Origin of the sequence: Mycolicibacterium wolinskyi str. Jessa 2025, from assembly GCF_049241375.1 — a bacterium.
Taxonomy (GTDB): Bacteria; Actinomycetota; Actinomycetes; order Mycobacteriales; family Mycobacteriaceae; genus Mycobacterium; species Mycobacterium wolinskyi.
The window spans coordinates 2,186,175-2,203,766 of the sequence record NZ_CP185960.1 but is presented as its reverse complement, the minus strand read 5'-3'; the positions used below and the strand labels follow the sequence as shown (position 1 = coordinate 2,203,766).

The 17,592-nt window shown below is 66.7% G+C and carries 18 protein-coding genes; 3 read left to right on the top strand and 15 right to left on the bottom strand.

The features are described from left to right. Positions 1–10: 10 nt before the first annotated feature. The 10 genes from ACOI2T_RS10995 to ACOI2T_RS10950 all read right to left on the bottom strand — a co-directional run bounded on the left by ACOI2T_RS10995 (position 11) and on the right by ACOI2T_RS10950 (position 10,907). A complete protein-coding gene (locus tag ACOI2T_RS10995) occupies positions 11–817 on the bottom strand; it encodes an SDR family NAD(P)-dependent oxidoreductase (RefSeq protein ID WP_409501230.1) in 807 nt (268 codons plus the stop codon). A gap of 27 nt (positions 818–844) precedes the next feature. Continuing rightward, positions 845–3,253 carry a CaiB/BaiF CoA transferase family protein gene (locus tag ACOI2T_RS10990; protein WP_409501229.1) on the bottom strand — a complete coding sequence of 803 codons (2,409 nt, stop codon included), beginning with the start codon at positions 3,251–3,253 and terminating at the stop codon, positions 845–847. Between the two features lie 4 nt (positions 3,254–3,257). Beyond that, complete coding sequence (locus tag ACOI2T_RS10985; protein ID WP_409501228.1) at positions 3,258–4,217, bottom strand: enoyl-CoA hydratase/isomerase family protein; 960 nt, start codon at positions 4,215–4,217, stop codon at positions 3,258–3,260. A 51-nt stretch (positions 4,218–4,268) separates the two neighbouring features. Next, positions 4,269–5,405 carry a M24 family metallopeptidase gene (locus tag ACOI2T_RS10980; RefSeq protein ID WP_409501227.1) on the bottom strand — a complete coding sequence of 379 codons (1,137 nt, stop codon included), beginning with the start codon at positions 5,403–5,405 and terminating at the stop codon, positions 4,269–4,271. Then, complete coding sequence (locus tag ACOI2T_RS10975) at positions 5,395–6,663, bottom strand: M24 family metallopeptidase (RefSeq protein WP_409501226.1); 1,269 nt, start codon at positions 6,661–6,663, stop codon at positions 5,395–5,397. Before ACOI2T_RS10975 ends, ACOI2T_RS10980 begins: the two co-directional genes overlap by 11 nt. Beyond that, on the bottom strand, positions 6,660–7,826 hold the full coding sequence (locus ACOI2T_RS10970; protein WP_085143785.1) for an amidohydrolase family protein: 1,167 nt from the start codon (positions 7,824–7,826) through the stop codon (positions 6,660–6,662). Before ACOI2T_RS10970 ends, ACOI2T_RS10975 begins: the two co-directional genes overlap by 4 nt. Positions 7,827–7,869: 43 nt before the next feature. Next, positions 7,870–9,087, bottom strand: coding sequence for a cytochrome P450 (locus tag ACOI2T_RS10965; protein ID WP_409501225.1), 1,218 nt, complete (start codon positions 9,085–9,087; stop codon positions 7,870–7,872). An 8-nt stretch (positions 9,088–9,095) separates the two neighbouring features. After that, a complete protein-coding gene (locus ACOI2T_RS10960; protein WP_409501224.1) occupies positions 9,096–9,290 on the bottom strand; it encodes a ferredoxin in 195 nt (64 codons plus the stop codon). Next, the gene (locus tag ACOI2T_RS10955) at positions 9,287–9,934 is read right to left on the bottom strand and encodes a TetR/AcrR family transcriptional regulator (RefSeq protein WP_409501875.1); all 648 of its coding nucleotides are present in this window, start codon (positions 9,932–9,934) and stop codon (positions 9,287–9,289) included. The genes ACOI2T_RS10960 and ACOI2T_RS10955 overlap by 4 nt, the downstream gene beginning before the upstream one ends. Positions 9,935–10,091: 157 nt before the next feature. After that, positions 10,092–10,907: an SDR family NAD(P)-dependent oxidoreductase gene (locus ACOI2T_RS10950; RefSeq protein ID WP_085143788.1), complete on the bottom strand. Its 816-nt coding sequence runs from the start codon at positions 10,905–10,907 to the stop codon at positions 10,092–10,094. A gap of 175 nt (positions 10,908–11,082) precedes the next feature. Here ACOI2T_RS10950 and ACOI2T_RS10945 point away from each other — a divergent pair, with 175 nt between their 5' ends. From ACOI2T_RS10945 to ACOI2T_RS10935, 3 genes are all read left to right on the top strand, one after another. Further along, a complete protein-coding gene (locus ACOI2T_RS10945; RefSeq protein WP_409501223.1) occupies positions 11,083–12,189 on the top strand; it encodes an oxygenase MpaB family protein in 1,107 nt (368 codons plus the stop codon). After that, the gene (locus ACOI2T_RS10940) at positions 12,189–12,410 is read left to right on the top strand and encodes a hypothetical protein (protein ID WP_409501874.1); all 222 of its coding nucleotides are present in this window, start codon (positions 12,189–12,191) and stop codon (positions 12,408–12,410) included. The genes ACOI2T_RS10945 and ACOI2T_RS10940 overlap by 1 nt, the downstream gene beginning before the upstream one ends. Positions 12,411–12,538: 128 nt before the next feature. Beyond that, positions 12,539–13,042 carry a TetR/AcrR family transcriptional regulator gene (locus tag ACOI2T_RS10935; protein WP_234816775.1) on the top strand — a complete coding sequence of 168 codons (504 nt, stop codon included), beginning with the start codon at positions 12,539–12,541 and terminating at the stop codon, positions 13,040–13,042. Here the strand turns inward: ACOI2T_RS10935 and ACOI2T_RS10930 are convergent. From ACOI2T_RS10930 to ACOI2T_RS10910, 5 genes are read right to left on the bottom strand one after another with little or no spacing between them, the layout of a single operon-like run. Next, the gene (locus tag ACOI2T_RS10930; protein WP_409501222.1) at positions 13,018–13,857 is read right to left on the bottom strand and encodes an alpha/beta fold hydrolase; all 840 of its coding nucleotides are present in this window, start codon (positions 13,855–13,857) and stop codon (positions 13,018–13,020) included. The genes ACOI2T_RS10935 and ACOI2T_RS10930 overlap by 25 nt on opposite strands. Next, positions 13,854–14,435, bottom strand: coding sequence for an NADPH-dependent FMN reductase (locus ACOI2T_RS10925; protein WP_409501221.1), 582 nt, complete (start codon positions 14,433–14,435; stop codon positions 13,854–13,856). The genes ACOI2T_RS10930 and ACOI2T_RS10925 overlap by 4 nt, the downstream gene beginning before the upstream one ends. Positions 14,436–14,442: 7 nt before the next feature. Beyond that, positions 14,443–15,429 (bottom strand): cyclase family protein, encoded by a 987-nt coding sequence (locus ACOI2T_RS10920; protein ID WP_409501872.1) that lies wholly within the window; start codon positions 15,427–15,429, stop codon positions 14,443–14,445. Between the two features lie 14 nt (positions 15,430–15,443). After that, positions 15,444–16,274, bottom strand: a complete 831-nt coding sequence (locus tag ACOI2T_RS10915; protein ID WP_409501220.1) for a coniferyl-alcohol dehydrogenase — start codon at positions 16,272–16,274, stop codon at positions 15,444–15,446. 2 nt (positions 16,275–16,276) lie between these two features. Continuing rightward, positions 16,277–17,587 (bottom strand): LLM class flavin-dependent oxidoreductase, encoded by a 1,311-nt coding sequence (locus tag ACOI2T_RS10910; RefSeq protein WP_409501219.1) that lies wholly within the window; start codon positions 17,585–17,587, stop codon positions 16,277–16,279. Positions 17,588–17,592 lie beyond the last annotated feature (5 nt).

The window sequence follows — 17,592 nt, the reverse complement described above, 5'->3', positions numbered from 1 at the left end:
GCCCGGATCCCTAGCCCGGACCTAACGTGGGGGCACCGGTCTGCGGGTGGTGATACCAGCCGCCCGCAGCCCGTGTGCCGCCGTCGACGTGAATGGTCTGTCCGGTGATGTAGCTCGACATCCCCGAGGCCAGAAAGACTGCCGCCCCGGCGATTTCATCGACATGTCCGGGGCGTCCCATCGGGATGCCGTCGGCGATGCCGGGCGGCAAGCCAGGAGGCGACAACCGCAGCAGACCCTCGGTGACCGTGAGGTCCGGCGCCAACGCATTGACGCGGATGTTGTGGGGCGCCAGCTCGAATGCAGCGGTCTGCGTGTAATTGATGACGCCGGCCTTGGCGGCGGCATACGAGGCATAACCCGGCGCGGCCCGCACGCCCTCGATCGACGTGAGATTGATGACGCTGCCGGGCTTTTCGGCAGCGACCAGCTTCCTGGCGACCCGCTGCGTGCACAGGAGCACGTGGCGCAGGTTGCTCTTGTACAACGCATCCCACCCGTTCTCGCTGGTTTCGAGCAGCGGGGACGCGAACACACCGCCGGCATTGTTCACCAGGATGCTGACCGGGCCCAGTTCGGTCTCGGTGCGGGCCAGTGCGGCGTCGACCTGTTCGGAGTCACGGACATCGGTGACGATCCCCAGTCCGTCGACGACTTCTGCTGCCGATGCGCACGTTTCGGGGTCGCGTTCCCAGATCGCCACCGTCGCACCGAAGGCCGTGAGCCCTGCCGCGATACCGCGTCCGATCCCGGCCCCGCCACCGGTGACGACGGCGACCTGTCCGGTGAGGAGGATGTCAGCAGGATTGATGGCCACAATGTTTGAGGCTAGCGGTAATTCGCGTCAGCGGGCGGCTTTACGGCGTCCACGCACACCCGGCTCGGTTCCGATGACCCCATCGTCGATCAGCGCGGCGATCTGATCGCCCGTCATGCCCAGCGCCGTGAGGATCTCGTGGTTGTGCTCGCCCAGCAGCGGCGCCGGGGCCCGGTGGAATTCCCGCGGTCCGTTCGCGAGTCGCACGGGCACGGTGCTGTGCGGAGCGGCGAGGTTCAGCGGGTGCCCGACGTGTTCGAAGAATCGACGATGTCGCAACTGCGCCAACTCCAGTTGTCGATGTGGCTGCATCACTTTAGCGACCGGAACACCGGCGGCCCACAGCGTGTCGACGATGTCGTCGCCGCGCCGCGGCAGACACCAGGCAGCCAGCTTCTCGTCGATCAGATCGTGACGGGCGCGGCGGCCCGCGGCGGTGGCCAGTCGGGGATCGGCCGCCCAGTCCGGGCGCCCGAGTGCCTCGCGCAGAGCCTCCCACTGCGCATCGGTGCTCACCGCGATCGCGATCCAGCTGTCGGCGCGGTCGAACTCGTCGATATCGGCTGTCTGGTAGAGGTTCTGAGGCGCGGCCGCGGGCCCGCGATTGCCATCGCGCTGCAGCAGCGAGCCGTACGCCGTGTACTCGATGACCTGCTCGGCGGCGATATTGAGGGCGGCGTCCACCATCGCCGCTTCGATGAGGACCCCCTCGCCCGTGCGCCGCCGATGCTCAAGCGCGAGCATCAGCGCGTTGAACGCGTGGATGCCCGCGTTCGGGTCGCCGACCGAATAGGGTTCGAACGGTGTCCGGTCGGGAAAGCCGGTGAGCCAGCTCAGGCCGGACGCATCCTCGATGATGTAGGCGAATGCCGGATTGTCGCGCCACGGCCCGTCCAGCCCGAAACCGGGCATGCGCAGCATGACGATGTCGTCACGCAATGCGCGCACGGATTCGAAGTCCAGCCCGATCTGGTCGATGACCCGCGGCGTGAAATTCTCCACCACCACGTCTGACCGGGCGATCAGGCGCCGCAACACGTCTCGCCCCTGCTCGGTCTGGAAGTCGAGGGTGAGGCCCTTCTTGTTGGTGTTGAGCGCACTGAATATCGGCGAACGCTCCCACCACTGTTCCTCACTGGCCGGGATTCCGGCGATCAGCCGCGTACCGTCGGGCCGGGCCGTCGATTCCAGGTGGATCACGTCGGCACCGAGCATGCCCAGCAGGTGCGTGCAGGATGGGCCTGCCCAGAACGTCGTCATGTCGAGCACCCGCAGGCCGCTGAACGGGAGACGGTCACGGTCCGGGGCCCGGTCGGGCACCGACCGCGGCGACAACCCCTGTGCACGTACCTCGGCGGTGTGCTCACCCAGGCGAGGGGCCGCCATGGGCGGGGTCAGCGCGACCCCGCTCAGCCGATACGGGTGCGCGGGTTGCAGAAACCCGTCCGGATGGCGCACGAACGCACCGCGTTCGACGAAATGATCCATCGTCGCGACGTTCTCGCCATTGCCGACGGGCGAATTCGGGATCCGAAACGCCGAGGCGAGGTCGCGGACGTCGTCGACCTTCTGGTCGCGCAGCCACTCGTACAACTCCTCGGCGTGCAGGTTCGCCTGTTCGGTGATGGTGAGCTCGGTGGTCTCGTCGATCCACTCGTCGTGGCCCGACATCGCGCACAGATCCCACCACTGCTGCGCCGTCCCGCAACCGAGCGCGACCAGACCGTCGGCGGCCTGCGCGACACCGGGCACGGTGGGCCGCCGTTCGGTGCGCCAGGGCCGGCCCAGCATTTCGAAATAGGTGACCGGATAGTAGGTCAAGCCGAGGATCTGGGCTTCCAGCTTCGACAGGTCGATGAGCTCGCCGTGCCCGTCGCGCTGGGCCCGCGCGCGGAAGGCCAGCGTCATCGCGGCCGCGTAAGCACCCGCGAGCCAGTCCCCCACCTGACCGCCGATCGACACCGGCGCCCGGTCCTGGCTGCCGCGGCCGATCCCGATCGCGCCACCGGACCAGGCCTGCAGGGTGAACTCGGTCGCCGGTTTGTCGCTCCACGGCCCGTCCAGCCCGAACGGCGTGATGGTCGTGACGATCAGGTGCGGGTGGCGACGGTGGAGATCCTCCGGTGCCACCCGCTGTGCGACCGTGGATTCCGGGGACCACAGGACGGCATCGGCCGACGCGACGAGACGGTCTAGGAATGCGAAATCGTCGGGCTCGACCACCACACTGCGGGTGCCACCGGCCAGGAAGCCGAACAGCGCGCTGTCGCCGTCGAACGCCGCGCCCGATGCCGACCACCGGCGTAGCGGATCGCCCTCGGGTGATTCGACTTTGACGACGTCGGCGCCGCCGTCGGTGAGGATCCTGATGGCGTACGCCCCGGCGATCCCGCTCGTCAGGTCGATGACGGTGTAGCCGGTCAGTGGTGAGCTCATGTGCCTATTCGGGTTTGTTGCGATTCTTCTTGCTCAAGCGGAAATCCGGCGGGAACTTGCTGTCGTTGTCGTTGACCGCGCCGGACAACCCGCTGTCGATCGCCTCGAACATGTCGAGGTCGTCGTCACCGTCATTGGCCACCCCGTTGCCCATCGACTCGAAGAAGGCGCTCAGCAGGCTGCCCATGTACTCGCCCTGGTGTTGCTTGAACACCTCGAAGAACAGCTTCTGCTGAAAGACGGTGTCAACCGGACGGTTTCGGGCACACGCCCGGGCATACTTCTCCGTCTCGGCTTCCAGCTGATCCCGAGGTACCACCTTGTTCAGGAAGTTGCAGTCGTACATCTCCGCGGCGGTGAACGGCCGGCCGGTGAACACCATCTCCTGGAACTTGCGCAGCCCCATCATCTGGACCCACGTCCACATGCGCGGGCCCCAGCCGTGATAACGGAACGACGGATGCCCGAACAGGGCATCGTCGGACGAGATCACCAGATCTGCGTCGGCACACTGGTAGAAGTGCCAGCCGTAGCAGTATCCCTTGGCCTCGACGATGCTGATCTTCTTGAAGTCCTGCAGGGCCCGGTTACCGGCCTGCGAGTTGGCGTACCAGGCGCTGATGGTGGCTCCGTTGCGGAACGTGCCCTTCGGTGGGTAGGTCACCTCACCGACGCCCTCGTCCTCCAGCCGCAGCTCCGCCAACCGCACTGCCGGATTGTCGTTGCCCTCCATGAATTCCGGCAGGTCGGCACCGCTGCCCAGGTTGTCGCCGACGCCGCGGATGATCACCACCTTGACGTCGTTGTCGGCATTGGCCGCGCGCAGCACGTCGGCATAGCGCAGCCGCGCCATCGATGTCGGCGCGTTGAGGAATTCCGGCCGGTTGAACGTGATGGTGGCGATCTTGGTCTTGGGATCCTTGTCGTAGAGGATGATCTCTTCCGGCTTCGGGCGATCCGCCATCAACGGGCTCCTTTGCAGCAGTGACGAATTCGTGGACGGACCGGCGTGCGGTCAGCCGAGGGCGGCGGCGCCGCTGACCGACGGGGTGTGGGTCAGGACCTGGGGACCGTCGCTGCCGATCACCACGGCGTCGCGGGTGAACACCGCACCGACGCCCGGCTCCCACACGTATGCGGTCAACGCGAGCACCATGCCGTCTTCGAGCGCATCGCGCTCGGCGGTGACCCGCAGATCCGGCGACACCACCGGAGGATCGAAGCCGAGGCCGAGACCGTGGGCGACCGGCATGGCCGGCAGTCTCTCACCGGCCTGCTGGTAGGCATCCAGCAGCGCACTCGTCGTAGTGCCGGGTCGGCAGACGTCGAGCAGCCTGTCCCACAGATCATCTCGGCGCCCGTACAGCGCACGCACCGCGTCCGTCGGCTCACCGACGTAGTGCGTGCGGGCGACCTCGCCGACATACCCGTCGGCCAGCACACCGGCCGACAACGCCACCAAATCACCGTCACGTACCGTGCCGTCGCCGTCCGCGCGGCGCCATGGATGCTCCTTCGAGGTCACCCACGCCGCGTCCTGGGTCGCCGGAGTACTCACGCCACCGGCGGCCTCGGCCTCCAGAAGGGCGCCGGCCAACGACTGCTCGGTGGTGCCATCGGTCAGTTCGGCCGACGCCTTGGCCAAACCCTCCTCGGCAACGCGCAGCGCGCGCCGCAGGGCCTCGACTTCTTCCGGTGTCTTGATCCGACGGGCGTCGCGCATGGCCTGTTCGCCGTCGACGAGTTCGGCCTGCGGAAAGGCCATCGGCAGCAGCTTGGCGAAAGTCGGTGTCAGCGCGTCGGTTCCGACGCGGCATGCGGTGTCGGTGCCCTTGATGTTCTGCAATACACCGATCAGCGTCATCGGGTTCCAGGCCAGCCCATAGAGATTCTCGTGCGGAATCTCCTCGGGTATGCCCTCGTCCCATGTGCTGTTGAGGTGGATCTCACCGGTGGCGCGCACGAACGTGCAGATCGGCCCGAACGGCCGGGTGCCCACGACCCACAACTGCGGCGCACCGGAGATGTAACGCACGTTGGCCTGCCGGCCCAGTACCAGCACGTCGAGGTCGTACACCTCCATCTGTGCGATGGCGCGCTCCCGGCGACTCACCCGCAAGGCCCGGCCGTCGGCCTCGATATCAGTTCCCACTGGACACCTCGTAGGGGTCGTACGGATACGCGGTCAGCGGCATCCAGCCGGTGTCGGTGACGACCACGATCTCCTCGCCGCGGTAGCCGCCGGTGCCGTCCTCCCACACCACGGGCTCGAACACCAACAACATGCCTGCCGGAAAGACGAAGTTGTCATCCCACTCCTGGCCGAGGTCCGTTCCGATCATCGGCATTTCGGCCGCGCTCGTGCCGATACCGTGGCCGAGGTAGAAATGGGGCAACCACGGCTTCTGTCCGCCGGCGGCCGCGGTCGCCGCCCGCCCGAGGTCACCGCACGTGGCGCCGGCCCGGGTCACCGAGAGCACCGCGTCGACGATCCGGCGCCACTTGTCAAACTGCTCCTGTTGAGCTGCCGTCGGGTCCTGGCCGACGATCCATGTGCGCCCGTGATCGGAGCAGTAGCCGTGGTACGCGATGGACACATCGGTCCACAGCACGTCGCCCTGCTGCAGTTCACGCTCGGTCGTCAGCAGCGGCAGCGCGAGGTCACCGGTGGTGGTCCAGGCGCCCTCGGCTCGCGACGCCGGCATGACCTGCCAGATCGAGTCGAACATGTTGGTCGTGGCGCCGAGTTCGAACGCGTGCCGGACGAATTCGGCGGACAGGTCGATCTGGCGCACACCGGGTGCCAGAGATTTCTGGATCTCGGCGACGGCGTGTTCGGTGATCTGACACGCCCGCCGCACGCAGGCGATCTGGTCGATCGTCTTGACGAGCTTCGCCGCACCGACCACCGGGGCCGCGTCCACCGGCGCGCTGGGAAACAATGCGCTGCCTGCGCGGCGCATCGCGCCGGTCAACTCGTCGGTCGCGATCGTCGCACCGGCCGGGATGAGCCCGGCGAGGATCTTCGCGAATTCGGCCACACCCTCGTCGAATTCGAGATAGACCGGCCCGTGCAGGTGATCGTCGGGCAGGCCCGATTCCATTGCCGCACCCTCCCGGAACGGCAGGAACAGGTGCGGGTGCTCATCGTCGGCAAGCACGACCGCGACCGGCCGCTCGACGTGTGACAGCCCCGCGTCCGCCAGCGGCCAGCTGATACCCGTCGCGTACATGACGCTGCCGTTGCCGAGCAGCACCAGCGCGTCAACGCCCTGGTCGGCCATTGCGGCGCGCAGGCGCGCACCGACCTCCCGGCGCATCCGGGCGAAGTCGGGCTCGTCGGGGATGTCGAGCCAGGTGAACCCGGTCCGGGCGATCTGGGTGACGCCAGACTGAGTCGACGTCGTCACAGAACCCCCAGGAACTTCTGCACATTCGTGCTGACGATCTTGACGGCGTTCTCCGCACCGACCGCGTCCACCACGGTGGCCAGGGACTTCTCCGAATACCCGAACGTGCTCTCGTTGTGGGGATAGTCGCTGGACCACATCACGTTGTCGACGCCGATGTCGTCGATCAGCCGTAACCCGAGCGGGTCGACCATGAACGAGGCCGCCATGTGCCTGTCCCAGTAGTGCCGGACATCGTGCTGGAGTTCGTGGTTGAACATGTGCCGGTAGGACGCGAGCATGTGTTCGGCGTCCTGCAAAGCCGTTGGCACCCAGGCGATTCCGCCCTCGAACCAGCCGATCTTGAGCTTGGGATGACGATCGAGGATGCCGGAGAAGACATACTTGGCGAACTGCTCGCGGAACGAGTCGACATTGACCATCATGCCGACCACGACGCTGTTGTTCTCGCACGGGGTCTTGGGCGGCGTCTCGCCGATGTGGTGGCTGACCGGGATGCCCGACGCCTCGATCTCGTCCCAGACGGCGTCCATCGCGGTGCTGCCGTAGTCGTAGATGTTGCCGTCGTCGTCCTTACCCGGGTTGAGCGGGAGCAGGAACGTCTTGAGGCCCAGCGATTTCAGTTCGTCGAGCGTGCTGCGCGCGCCCTTGGGGTCCCACCAGTTGATCAGCCCGACACCGTAGAAATGCCCGCCGGACTGTTCCTGCAGGGCGGCGATGTGCTCGTTGTAGATACGGAACACCCGCTCCCGCAGCCCCTTGTCGGGGTAGTGGAACAGGGCCAGCACCGCGTTGGGGAACGCCAGTTCCTTGTCTATGCCATCCTCTTTGAGTTCGCGGATGCGGGCCTCGATGTTGTTCGACGCGGCGCCTGCCAGGTCGTCGTACTGCATCAGCACCCGGCCGAAATCGCCTCCGGTCCAGGCCTTGCCCTTCATGCCGACCATGTAGGCGCCGTCCTCGTACCAGATCCGTGGCGCGGCGCCCTTGAGTTCCTCGGGGAAGCGATCGTAGAAGATGTCGTCGGCCACCGAGATGTGGTTGTCGGCTGAGAAGATCTCGGTGCCTTCGGGTAGCCCGAGGTCACCGGTCGCATGGCCGCGGCGGTTCTTCGGGGCGCCGAAGCCTTCGGGTGGGTAGAGGGTCTGTGTCGCGGTGGACATGTCAAATCTCCATTCGGCGGTCAGGGCTGAAAGTCGTTGTGGATCACCAGGTCACGGGAAGTTCGTATACGCCGTAGGCGAGCCGGTCATGCTTGAACGGCACGTCTTCGAGTGGAATGGCCAGCCGCAGGGTCGGGATGCGGCGCAGCAGCGTGTGAAAGACGATCTGCAGTTCGGCCCGGGCGAGTTGCTGCCCGACACACTGGTGGCGTCCGTAGCCGAAGCCCAGTTGCTGGCCGGCGTCGCGGCTCAGGTCGAGCTTGTCGGGCTCGGGGTAGGCCTTGGCGTCCCAGTTGGCCGGTGCCAGGTCGATGATGATGCCCTCGCCGGCACGGATGGTCTCACCGCCGATCTCGATGTCCTCGATCGCGACCCGACGCTGCCCGGTCTGGATGATCGACAGGTAACGCATCAGCTCCTCGACCGCGTTGGCGATCACCTTGGGATCCTCGGCGTTGCGCAAGAAGTCGGTCTGCTCGGGATTTTCCAGCAGTGCCAGCACGCCGATGCCGATCATGTTGGCCGTCGTCTCGTGCCCGGCGATCAACAGTCCGGTGCCGAGCTGTGCGGCTTCCTTGACGCTGATCTCCCCGGCGGTCACGCGCTCGGCCAGATCGGAGACCGCGTCCTCGGCGGGGTTGGCCTGCTTTTCCTCGACGAGATCGATCAGATATTGATGCAGGCTCATCGCGCCTTTTTGCATGGCGTCGGCTGCCGCATAGCGGGCCAGGCCGGCATTGGCGTGCTCCTGGAAGAACTCGTGGTCCGCGTAAGGTACGCCGAGCATTTCGCTGATCACCACCGTCGGCACCGGGAGTGCCAGCTTCGCGACGATGTCGGCCGGTTGCGGTCCGGCCAGAATCTCGTCGATGCAGTCGTCGGTGATCTTCTGGATGGCCGGCCGCAATCCTTCGACGCGGCGGAAGGTGAACGGCTTGGACAGCATCCGGCGGAACCGGGTGTGCTCCTCGGCATCTGAGGTGAACACCGAACGCGGCCGTTTGTCGACCGTGGCGAGCATGTGTTCGTTCCAGTGCGGGAATCCCGAGCGACGGTCGTCGACGCTGACCCTGGAGTCGGAGAACAGCGTGCGGGCCTCTTCGTGTCCGGTGATGAGCCACGGGGTGTCGCCGTTCCAGATCCGCACGCGGAACAGGCCTTTGGGGTTACCGAGCATCGGCTGCGGCGGCGCGAACGGGCACCGCGCGTCGCGCTCCATCGGGTAGTCGGGGATCTCGGTGTGTGTCAGCGTTTCGGTCATCGTGTCGTTCATTCCTCGATGTCTATGGCCAGGGCTGGGCAGGCCGCCGCGGCGCGACGGGCGTTGTCGGCTTGGTCGGGCCCGGGGCTGTCGTCGAGCAGCACCACGACGCCGTCCTCGTCACGCTGGTCGAACAGGTCGCCGGCATTGAGCACGCATTGCCCGGACGAGACGCACTTTTCCTGGTCGACGGTGACTTTCATGGCAGATCGCCTTGTTCGGTGACGGGCGCCAACCAGAGACCGACGATCGCGTCGATCAGGCCGGAGGCCGCGCCCTGCCACGATGCCCTCGGCACGCTCGAGCCTTGGGCCAGCGCACGTTCCCGGTCGGCGCAGCTGTGCATCAACAAATTTCGGGCCATGATGTTGCGTTCGGCGCGGATCTCGGCGGGCAGATCCGGCAGGCAGTTGTTCATCCCGTCGATGACCTGCACCAGCGACGGCGAGCTGAGCGCGTCGCGGACCACGATGTTGTGATACGCCGGGTCGGTCATCACCTGCGCGGCGAACCGCGCGTACCACGTCGGATTCCCCAGTGCGGCAAGGTGATCGGTCAGTGGCTGGACTAGGCAGCTGACCCAGTCCCGCAAGTCGGCCGAGTCACCGATGGTGTCGACCATCCGTTCGCGCAGAAACTCTATGGGTCCGCGATGTTTGTGTTCGATCGCGCGCACCAGATCGGTCTTGGTGCCGAAGTGGTAGCCCACCGCGGCGTTGTTGCCCTGCCCGGCCGCCTCGCTGACCTGCCGGTTGGACACCGCGAATACGCCGTGCTCGGCGTAGAGCCGTTCCGCCGCCTTGAGAATCGCCTCCTGGGTACTGCTGGCCCGGTCGGCCCGAGCCATCCGGCTGGCTGTCGTCACCGTTCCAGTGAACCGTGTCACACCCTTTAAGTCAAGCGACTGATTTAAGTGAGATGCGCGCTTGGCCGGTTTCTCGTCGAGACTGCGTCGAGGGTCGCTCCGATGCGCGGATCGCGACCGTGGACGCAGTCTCACCCGGTCAGCGCGCGGGCTTCTCTTTCCGGACGAGAACCTTGCCCGCAACGGTGCCCCCGTCGATCGGCAGCACTGTTCCGGTGACGTAGCGCGAGCGGTCGGTGGCGAAATACAGCGCCGCCTCCGCCACATCCTCGACCGTCCCTTCGCGTTTGAGCGGGCGATCATTGCGCATCTGGGCGCGAATCCCTTCCTCGAACTCCTCGAGGCGTTGCCGGTCTTCCGCAGAGGCCGATTTGGCGACGATCGCGGTCCGGATGTTGCCGGGGGCGATCGCGTTGACCCGGATCTCGTAGTGCGCGAGTTCGATCGCCGCAGACTTGGTGAACTGTATGACGGCGGCCTTGGACGCGCGATACGTCATCACTCCCCCGCCGGCCTGGATTCCGCCGATCGAGGTGAGATTGAGGATCGAGCCCCCGCCGTGTTCGGCCATGTGCCGTGCGGCATCGCGGGTACCCGCCATCACACCGAGCACGTTGACTCCCATGACCCGATGAAAATCGGCGAGGTCGTCATCGAGGAAGCGACGATGCATCGTGCCGGAGATGCCGGCATTGTTCACCATGACGTGCAGGCCGCCGAATCTTTCGACCGCGGCGTCTACGAGCGCGGTGACCTGTTCGGGATCCGATACGTCGGTCGGCAGGAACGCCGTGTCACCGCCCAGCTCCTCGACGAGGGCCGCGCCCCGGTCCTTTTCGACGTCACCGATCAACACCGCGGCCCCCTCGGCGACGAACCTCCGCACGAGGCCTTCACCCAGGCCGGCCGAACCGCCGGTGATCACCGCGACTTTTCCTGCCAGTTCATTGCTCATGTAGGCCGCAAGCCCTTTCTCATCGGCCGCACCGGGGGCGACGCTTCGACTCAACCCCCTCGAAGGAGTTCAGTCAAGCGACTGATTTAACCGAGAAAGATTGGCCCTCTTGCCTCTTGACGCCGGGCACGAGCCGGGGTCAGAATTCCTACACCGTGTAGGAAATGGGGGAAACATGAGAAAGTTCCGCGATAGGGCATTGAGCGCGTTTGCCGGCAGGTTCGACTGGCTGTCACTACCCACCGCAGAACCCGCCGAGGACTACGGGTTCTTCGGGCCGGGCTCGGTGACCTGGAAGGTCTGGAGCTACCCGACCTCACTGTCGATCGGCTTCCAGCGCGCCGTCGTCATCGAGGAACTCGACCCCGCGCTCGTCGCCGCGGTCGACCGGACCCAGGGCATCTACCAACGACCCCGAACTCGATATGACCGCACGTTGCGCTACTTCGCCATGGTCGCCTTCGACGACGGCGTCTCGACGACGCAGGCCGCCGACGTGCTGGTGAAGATCCACTCGAAGGCCGTCGGCACCGATCCGGTGACCGGACAGGCCTACGACGCCAACAATCCGGCCTCACAGCTGTGGATCCACCTGACGGCATGGCATTCGATCCTGTGCGCGTACGAGAAGTTCGGTCCCGGAAGGCTTTCGCCCGAGGAAGAAGAGCGGTACTGGGCCGAGTGCGCACGTGCCGCCGAGCTGCAGACTTTCGACCCGGCCGACGTGCCCCGCACTCGCGAGGGTGTCCGGGAGTACTTCGAGCAGATGCGCCCGCAGCTCATCGGCTCCGACATCGCCCAGAAGGCCATGCGCCATCTGCTGCGTGCGGACGTGATGTTGCCGCAGATGCCCCTCCTGCTCCGGCCGGCCACCCTGGTGATCACGGCGATGCTGCGCCGCGCGACGTTGTCGACGATGCCGCGCTGGATGCGAAAGATGGGTGGGCTGAGCACTTCCCGGCTGCTGGACGCCGCGATCGTACCGCCGATGAGTGCGGCATTCACGGTCATCTCGATGAGCACGCGGCTTCAGCTGATCCTGCTGCGGCTGATCTCCCCGGCAACACTGCCCATCGGCACGCGGGTGCTGCGCGAGATCCCGCCGCACTGCCGTGTCACCCTGACGCCACGCGAAGCCCAGCAGCAGTACGGCTACAAGATTCCCGCCCAGGCCCACCTCGAATTCCGGGAGCGGCAGCTGGCCCGGGTGTTCGGCGAGGGGCGGCCGCCAAGCGAGCAGGGCCTCATCGAATCCGAGCCCATCCTGGGTGCGATCGGGTGATGTCGCTGCTGCGCAGGGTTCTCGACCACCACCTCAGTGTCCGCCAGCTCACCTATGTGGCCACGACGCTGGCGGTGCCGTACCTGGCGGTCGGGGTGGTCTGGGCGTTCGGCCGGCACGAGCATCTGGAAAGGCTCACCGGCCTGGACCGGTTCTTCTCTATCCTCGGAGAGATAGTGGCCTGGCCGGTGCTGGTCATAGCCGATGTCCACCTGACCTGAGGATCACCCTGACCACCGAGACCGCCAAACGCACCCGCGCCGAGCACCTCGGGCCGGATCGTCGCCGCCCGCAAGTACTCGACGCCGCGCTCGAGATCGCCGCGAGCGACGGCGTCGCCAACGTGACCATGGGTGCGGTGGCAGCACGGCTGGGTGTCACGCGGCCGGTCGTCTACGCGTGCTACGGCGGGCGTGGCGAACTGCTCGCCGCGCTGCTGGAGCGCGAAACCGAGGTCACGCTGGCGAATCTGCTCGCCATGCTCCCGCCGGAACGCACGGGTTCGGTTGAGCAGATGTTCGTCGACGGGTTCTGCGCGCTGCTCACCACGGTCCGCGAGCGTCCCAGTGCGTGGCAGATCATGTTCACCGTTGACCTCGACCCGGTGCTCGACGCCGCGATCGTGCGTGGCCGGGCCCAGATCGGCGAACAGGTGGCCGCGGTGATGCGCCCACTGATGCAGCGCTGGCAGGTCGAAGACATCGACGTCGTGCTACCGCCGCTGTCCGAGGTGTTCCTCGCGATCTGCGAGTCGGCAATCCGCATGTTGCTCAATGACCCCGACCATTGGACACCCGAGCGGCTGGCCGCGATCGTCGGCCCGGCCGCCTATCGCGCGATGCGGGCGCGTTGACCGGCCAGGAATTCCGACAGCAGGCCGTTGACGGCATGAGGCTGCTCGATCTGCGGGCAGTGGCCCGCGTTCTCGATGACCGCTGATCGCGCACCGGTGATCTGCGCTGCGATCTCGGCGGCCCAGCCGGCGGGCAGCAGCTTGTCGGACGCGCCCTCCACGATCAACGTCGGCACACCGATGCGTTCGTAGGCACGGGCCGACGACGGGGCCGGCGGCGGATCCAGCCCGGGACGGCGGAAGCGGGCTGCTGCCAACGCTTCCCACGCACCCGGTGCGATGCTCGACTCGTATCGCCTGCGCACGTACTCGTCGTCGGCGGGATACGCCGGGTCGGCGAACAACGCCGCGACGATGCGCCGCATCCCGTCGAACGTCGCGTCGTAGTCGTAGAGGGCGGCCATGTGCTCGTTGCGCTGGATCTCGCCGCCACCGCAGATCGCGACGAGCGATCGCACCGGAAGCCGGGGAGCGTCCGAGGTCGCGTCGACGAGCAGGTTGATCGCGCCCATCGAGTTGCCGACGAAATGTGCCGTGTCCACGTCCAGCTCGGCGCAGAACCGGGCGATGTGGCGGATCCGCATCCCCCGGCCGTCGTTGAAGTCGACGACCTTGGCGCTGCCGCCGAAGCCCAGCATGTCCGGCGCCAGCACCCGGTAGTCCTCGGCCAGGGCGTCGATGGTGCGCTCCCAGCCGAGTTCGGCGTTCACCCCGAACTCACCGCCGTGCAACAGGATCACGGTGTCGCCGGCACCGGCTTCCAGGTAACTGGTCGCCAGGCCGTCGATGTCGACGATGTGACGCCGGTACGTCACGTGGTCGCCCCGCTCGACCGCGCGAACGTGAGCACCTGGTTGGCCAGCATGTCGAGCTGGTCGCGCACCGGCCCGTCCGCCAATTCACCGGTGTCGGACCAGATCTTGTCCGCGGAGTTGATCGCCACCCCGAGCGGGGTCGGCCACGCCCGCAACGCATGTCCGATCGAGCGCAGCTGGCCCAGGGTGCCCACCGCGGCCTGCCACCCGTACGCACAACTGATGCAGCCCCACGGTGTGTTGTCGAGATAGACGCGCGGATCCTCGCGAAGATCCTCGATGTAGTCGAGTGCGTTCTTCACAAGCCCGGAGATCGCGCCGTGGTAGCCCGGCGAACCCACGACCACCGCGTCGGCGTCTCGCAGCGCCTTGACCAACTCGAGGGCCGCCGGGGTGCGGTCCAGCGAATGTGGCGCGTACATCGGCAGATCGAGATCGGGTCCGGCGAACATGCGGGTCGTGCCACCCTGACGCTCGACCGACGACAGGCAGTACCGGACCGCGCGCTCGGTCGACGAATCGGCGCGCAGTGTGCCGCCGAGGCCGACGACGAACGGAACCTTCTCAGTTGACGTCATGGTCTCCTCATTTGATCGCAATGGGATTCACCGGTGAACCGACCGCGCCGATCACGCGCAGGGGCGGTGCGATGAGCTGGAATTCGTACACGCCGTCGGTTGCGCAATCGGCCGCCAACGCGGTCAGGTCCCAGTATTCACCGAACATCAGCCCCATGTCCCGCAGGCACAGCATGTGCATGGGCAGAAACGTTCCCTCCACCCCGTTGGCCGGATCGGGATCCTCGACCATGAGGTTGTCGGCGGCGACGGCCGCGACCTCGTGGTCGTGCAGCCACGACGCACATGTCCAGTCCAGGCCGGAGCCGGGTTCGGTGCCGTCGCCGGTCGACAGGAAGCGCGTCCACCACCCGGTGTGCACCACCACGATGTCGCCGCACCCGATCGTGACGCCTTGCGCGGCGGCCACCTCGTCGAGTTCGCCCGGAGTCACGGGCTTTCCGGGTTCCAGGTATACGTCGGCTCCCCGGTGACGCACCACGTCGAGCAGCACACCCCGGCTCGTGATGCCCTTGCCGTCCACCTTGTCGATGCCGCAGCGGTAGGCACCGAAACTCGTCACCGAGTCGGCGGGAAATCCGTTGTAGAGCTTGTCCTCGTAGTACACGTGCGACAACGCGTCCCACTGGGTGGCGGCCTGCAACGGCATCACGATCATGTCGTCGTTGAACCGGAACGGATTGTCGGCGAAGTACGCGCTGACCTGGTTGGCCACCGAGTTGCGCAGCCACTGCGGGCCATACTCGGCCAGCGTGTTGGCGTCACCGCCGTCGACGGTCATCACGTGGGTCGGGTTCTGCCGGAACTGGAAGGCGCCCTGCGGGCCGCCGGAGCCGAAATCGCCGCCGAGCGCAAACACCTTGCCCTGCTTGACCAGTGCGGCGGCCCCGGCGACCTTGTCGGCGGTGATGAAGTTCAGCGTTCCGAGCTCGTCGTCGTCACCCCAGCGGCCCCAATTGCGCACGTCATCGGCGACGCGGCGGAACTCGCTCATGCTTGCGGGCACACTCAGCTCCTCTGCGTAGCGTCGGCGGCGGCGATCACGTCGGCCTCGCGCTTGGCGAGGATTCCGCCGTCGGCCCAGATCACTTGGCCGGTGACGTAACTGGCGGCCGCGCTGCCCAGGAACAGCAGCACCGCAGCCTGCTCCCCGGCCTCGGAGTTGCGGCCCAGCGGAGTGGTGAACGAGTCGAGATACTGCTGCCCGTATGCCGACCGCAATTGGTCGAGGATGGGCGTCTCCGTCACGCCCGGTGCGGTGCAGTTGACCCGGACACCCCGGGCACCGAGTTCGACGGCCTTGGACATCACGTAGAGAATCGTCGCCTCCTTGGAGAGTCGGTAGCCGCCATCGGCCAGCGCCTCGGGGTGCTCGCCACACCAGCGCAGACCCTCGTCCACCGAGGCGGTGTGCAGCAACCCCGCTGTGGTTGAGCGGTTTTCGCGGTATGCCGACGCCGCGAGCGAGGACACCATGGTGATCGACCCGTCGTGGGCAACGCGGTCGACCATCGCCTCGGTGAACTGTCGCGTGCCGAGGAAATTGATCCGCACCACCAGCAGCGGGTCACCGATGCCCGACGACACGCCCGCGACGTTGAACAGTGCGTCCACCGGTCCGTCGACCGCGCCCGCCGCGCGGTCGACCGCCACCGGATCGGCGAGGTCCAGCTCGATGAACGTGTCGGGCATCTGTTCGGGCGCACGGACATCCAGGCCCGTCACCCGCGCCCCGAGGCCACGCACCTGCCGCGTGACCTCGGCTCCGATACCCGACGCGCAGCCGGTGACCACGACGTGCTTGCCGTCGTAGCGCACGAGCTCGCTGAGTGGGGTCACGCTCAGCCGGCCTGCTCGCGCGCGACCTTCTCTTGCTGGGCGGCCTTGACACGGCCCTCGTTGATCTCGGCCATGGCCTCGGGGATCTCGCCCGCGGTGAACTTGCCGCCGCGGCCGGTCGGCAGGCCGCCGAACGCATACGTCTCGTCGAACAGCGGGGCGTCCGACCGCTGCCTGCGCGCCTCGACCTTCTCGATCACCGGTTCGAGCCGCTTCGCTTTGTCCGCAACCGCTTTCGCGTCGCGCTCGATGAACTCCGGCAGGATCTCCTTGCCCATGATCTCGATGGATTCCATGGTGCCTTCGTGGCTGCGCGGGTTGAGCAGCAGGATGATCTCGTCGACACCGCTGGCCTCATAGCCGCGCAGGAACTCGCGGACGGTGTCGGGTGACCCGATGGCGCCGCGCCCGGGGCCGTAGGCCAGCGTCGGATCGTCGGCGACCGCCTGCTCGTAGCGCTCCCACACCTTGGTGCGGCCGGGGGTGTGCATACCGGTCAGGTAGTAGTGCATGATGCCGAACGAGAAGAACCCGCCGCCGATGCCGAGCCGCTTGAGCGCCTCGTCGTCGGACTTCGCCACCATCATCGACAGGTCACCGCCGATGGCCAGGATGTTGGGGTTGATGACGGGGGTGACCGGCGTGCCCTGCTCCTCGAATTCCTTGTAGTAACCGTCGACGCGGTCCTTGAGCGCCTCAGGCCCGGTGTAGGCGAAACTCAATGCGCCGATGGCCTTCTGGGCGGCCATCTGCACCGATGACGGGCGGGTGCAGGCCACCCAGACGGGCGGATGTGGCTTCTGCAGCGGCTTGGGGATGACGTTGCGGGCCGGCATCTCGACGTGCTCACCCTTGAAACCGCTGAACGGCTCCTCGACCATGCAGCGGATCGCGACCTCAAGGGCCTCCTCCCACTGCGCACGCTTGTCGGCCGGATCGATGTTGAAGCCACCCAGCTCGGCAACCGAAGACCCTTCGCCGGTACCGAATTCCACGCGTCCGTTGGACAGGTGGTCGAGTGTCGCGATGCGTTCGGCGATGCGCGCCGGGTGGTTGATCGGCGGCGGCAGATGCATGACACCGAAGCCGAGGCGGATGTCCTTGGTGCGCTGGCTCGCCGCCGCCAGGAACATCTCCGGTGCGGTCGAGTGGCAGTACTCCTCGAGGAAGTGATGCTCGGTCAGCCAAACCGTCGAGAAGCCGGCCTTGTCGGCGGCCTCCACCTCGGTGAGCCCGTGCTGGAACAGCTGATGTTCGTCGTCTTCCGACCACGGCCGAGGCAGCGGGAACTCGTAGAACAGCGAAATCTTCATGCGTT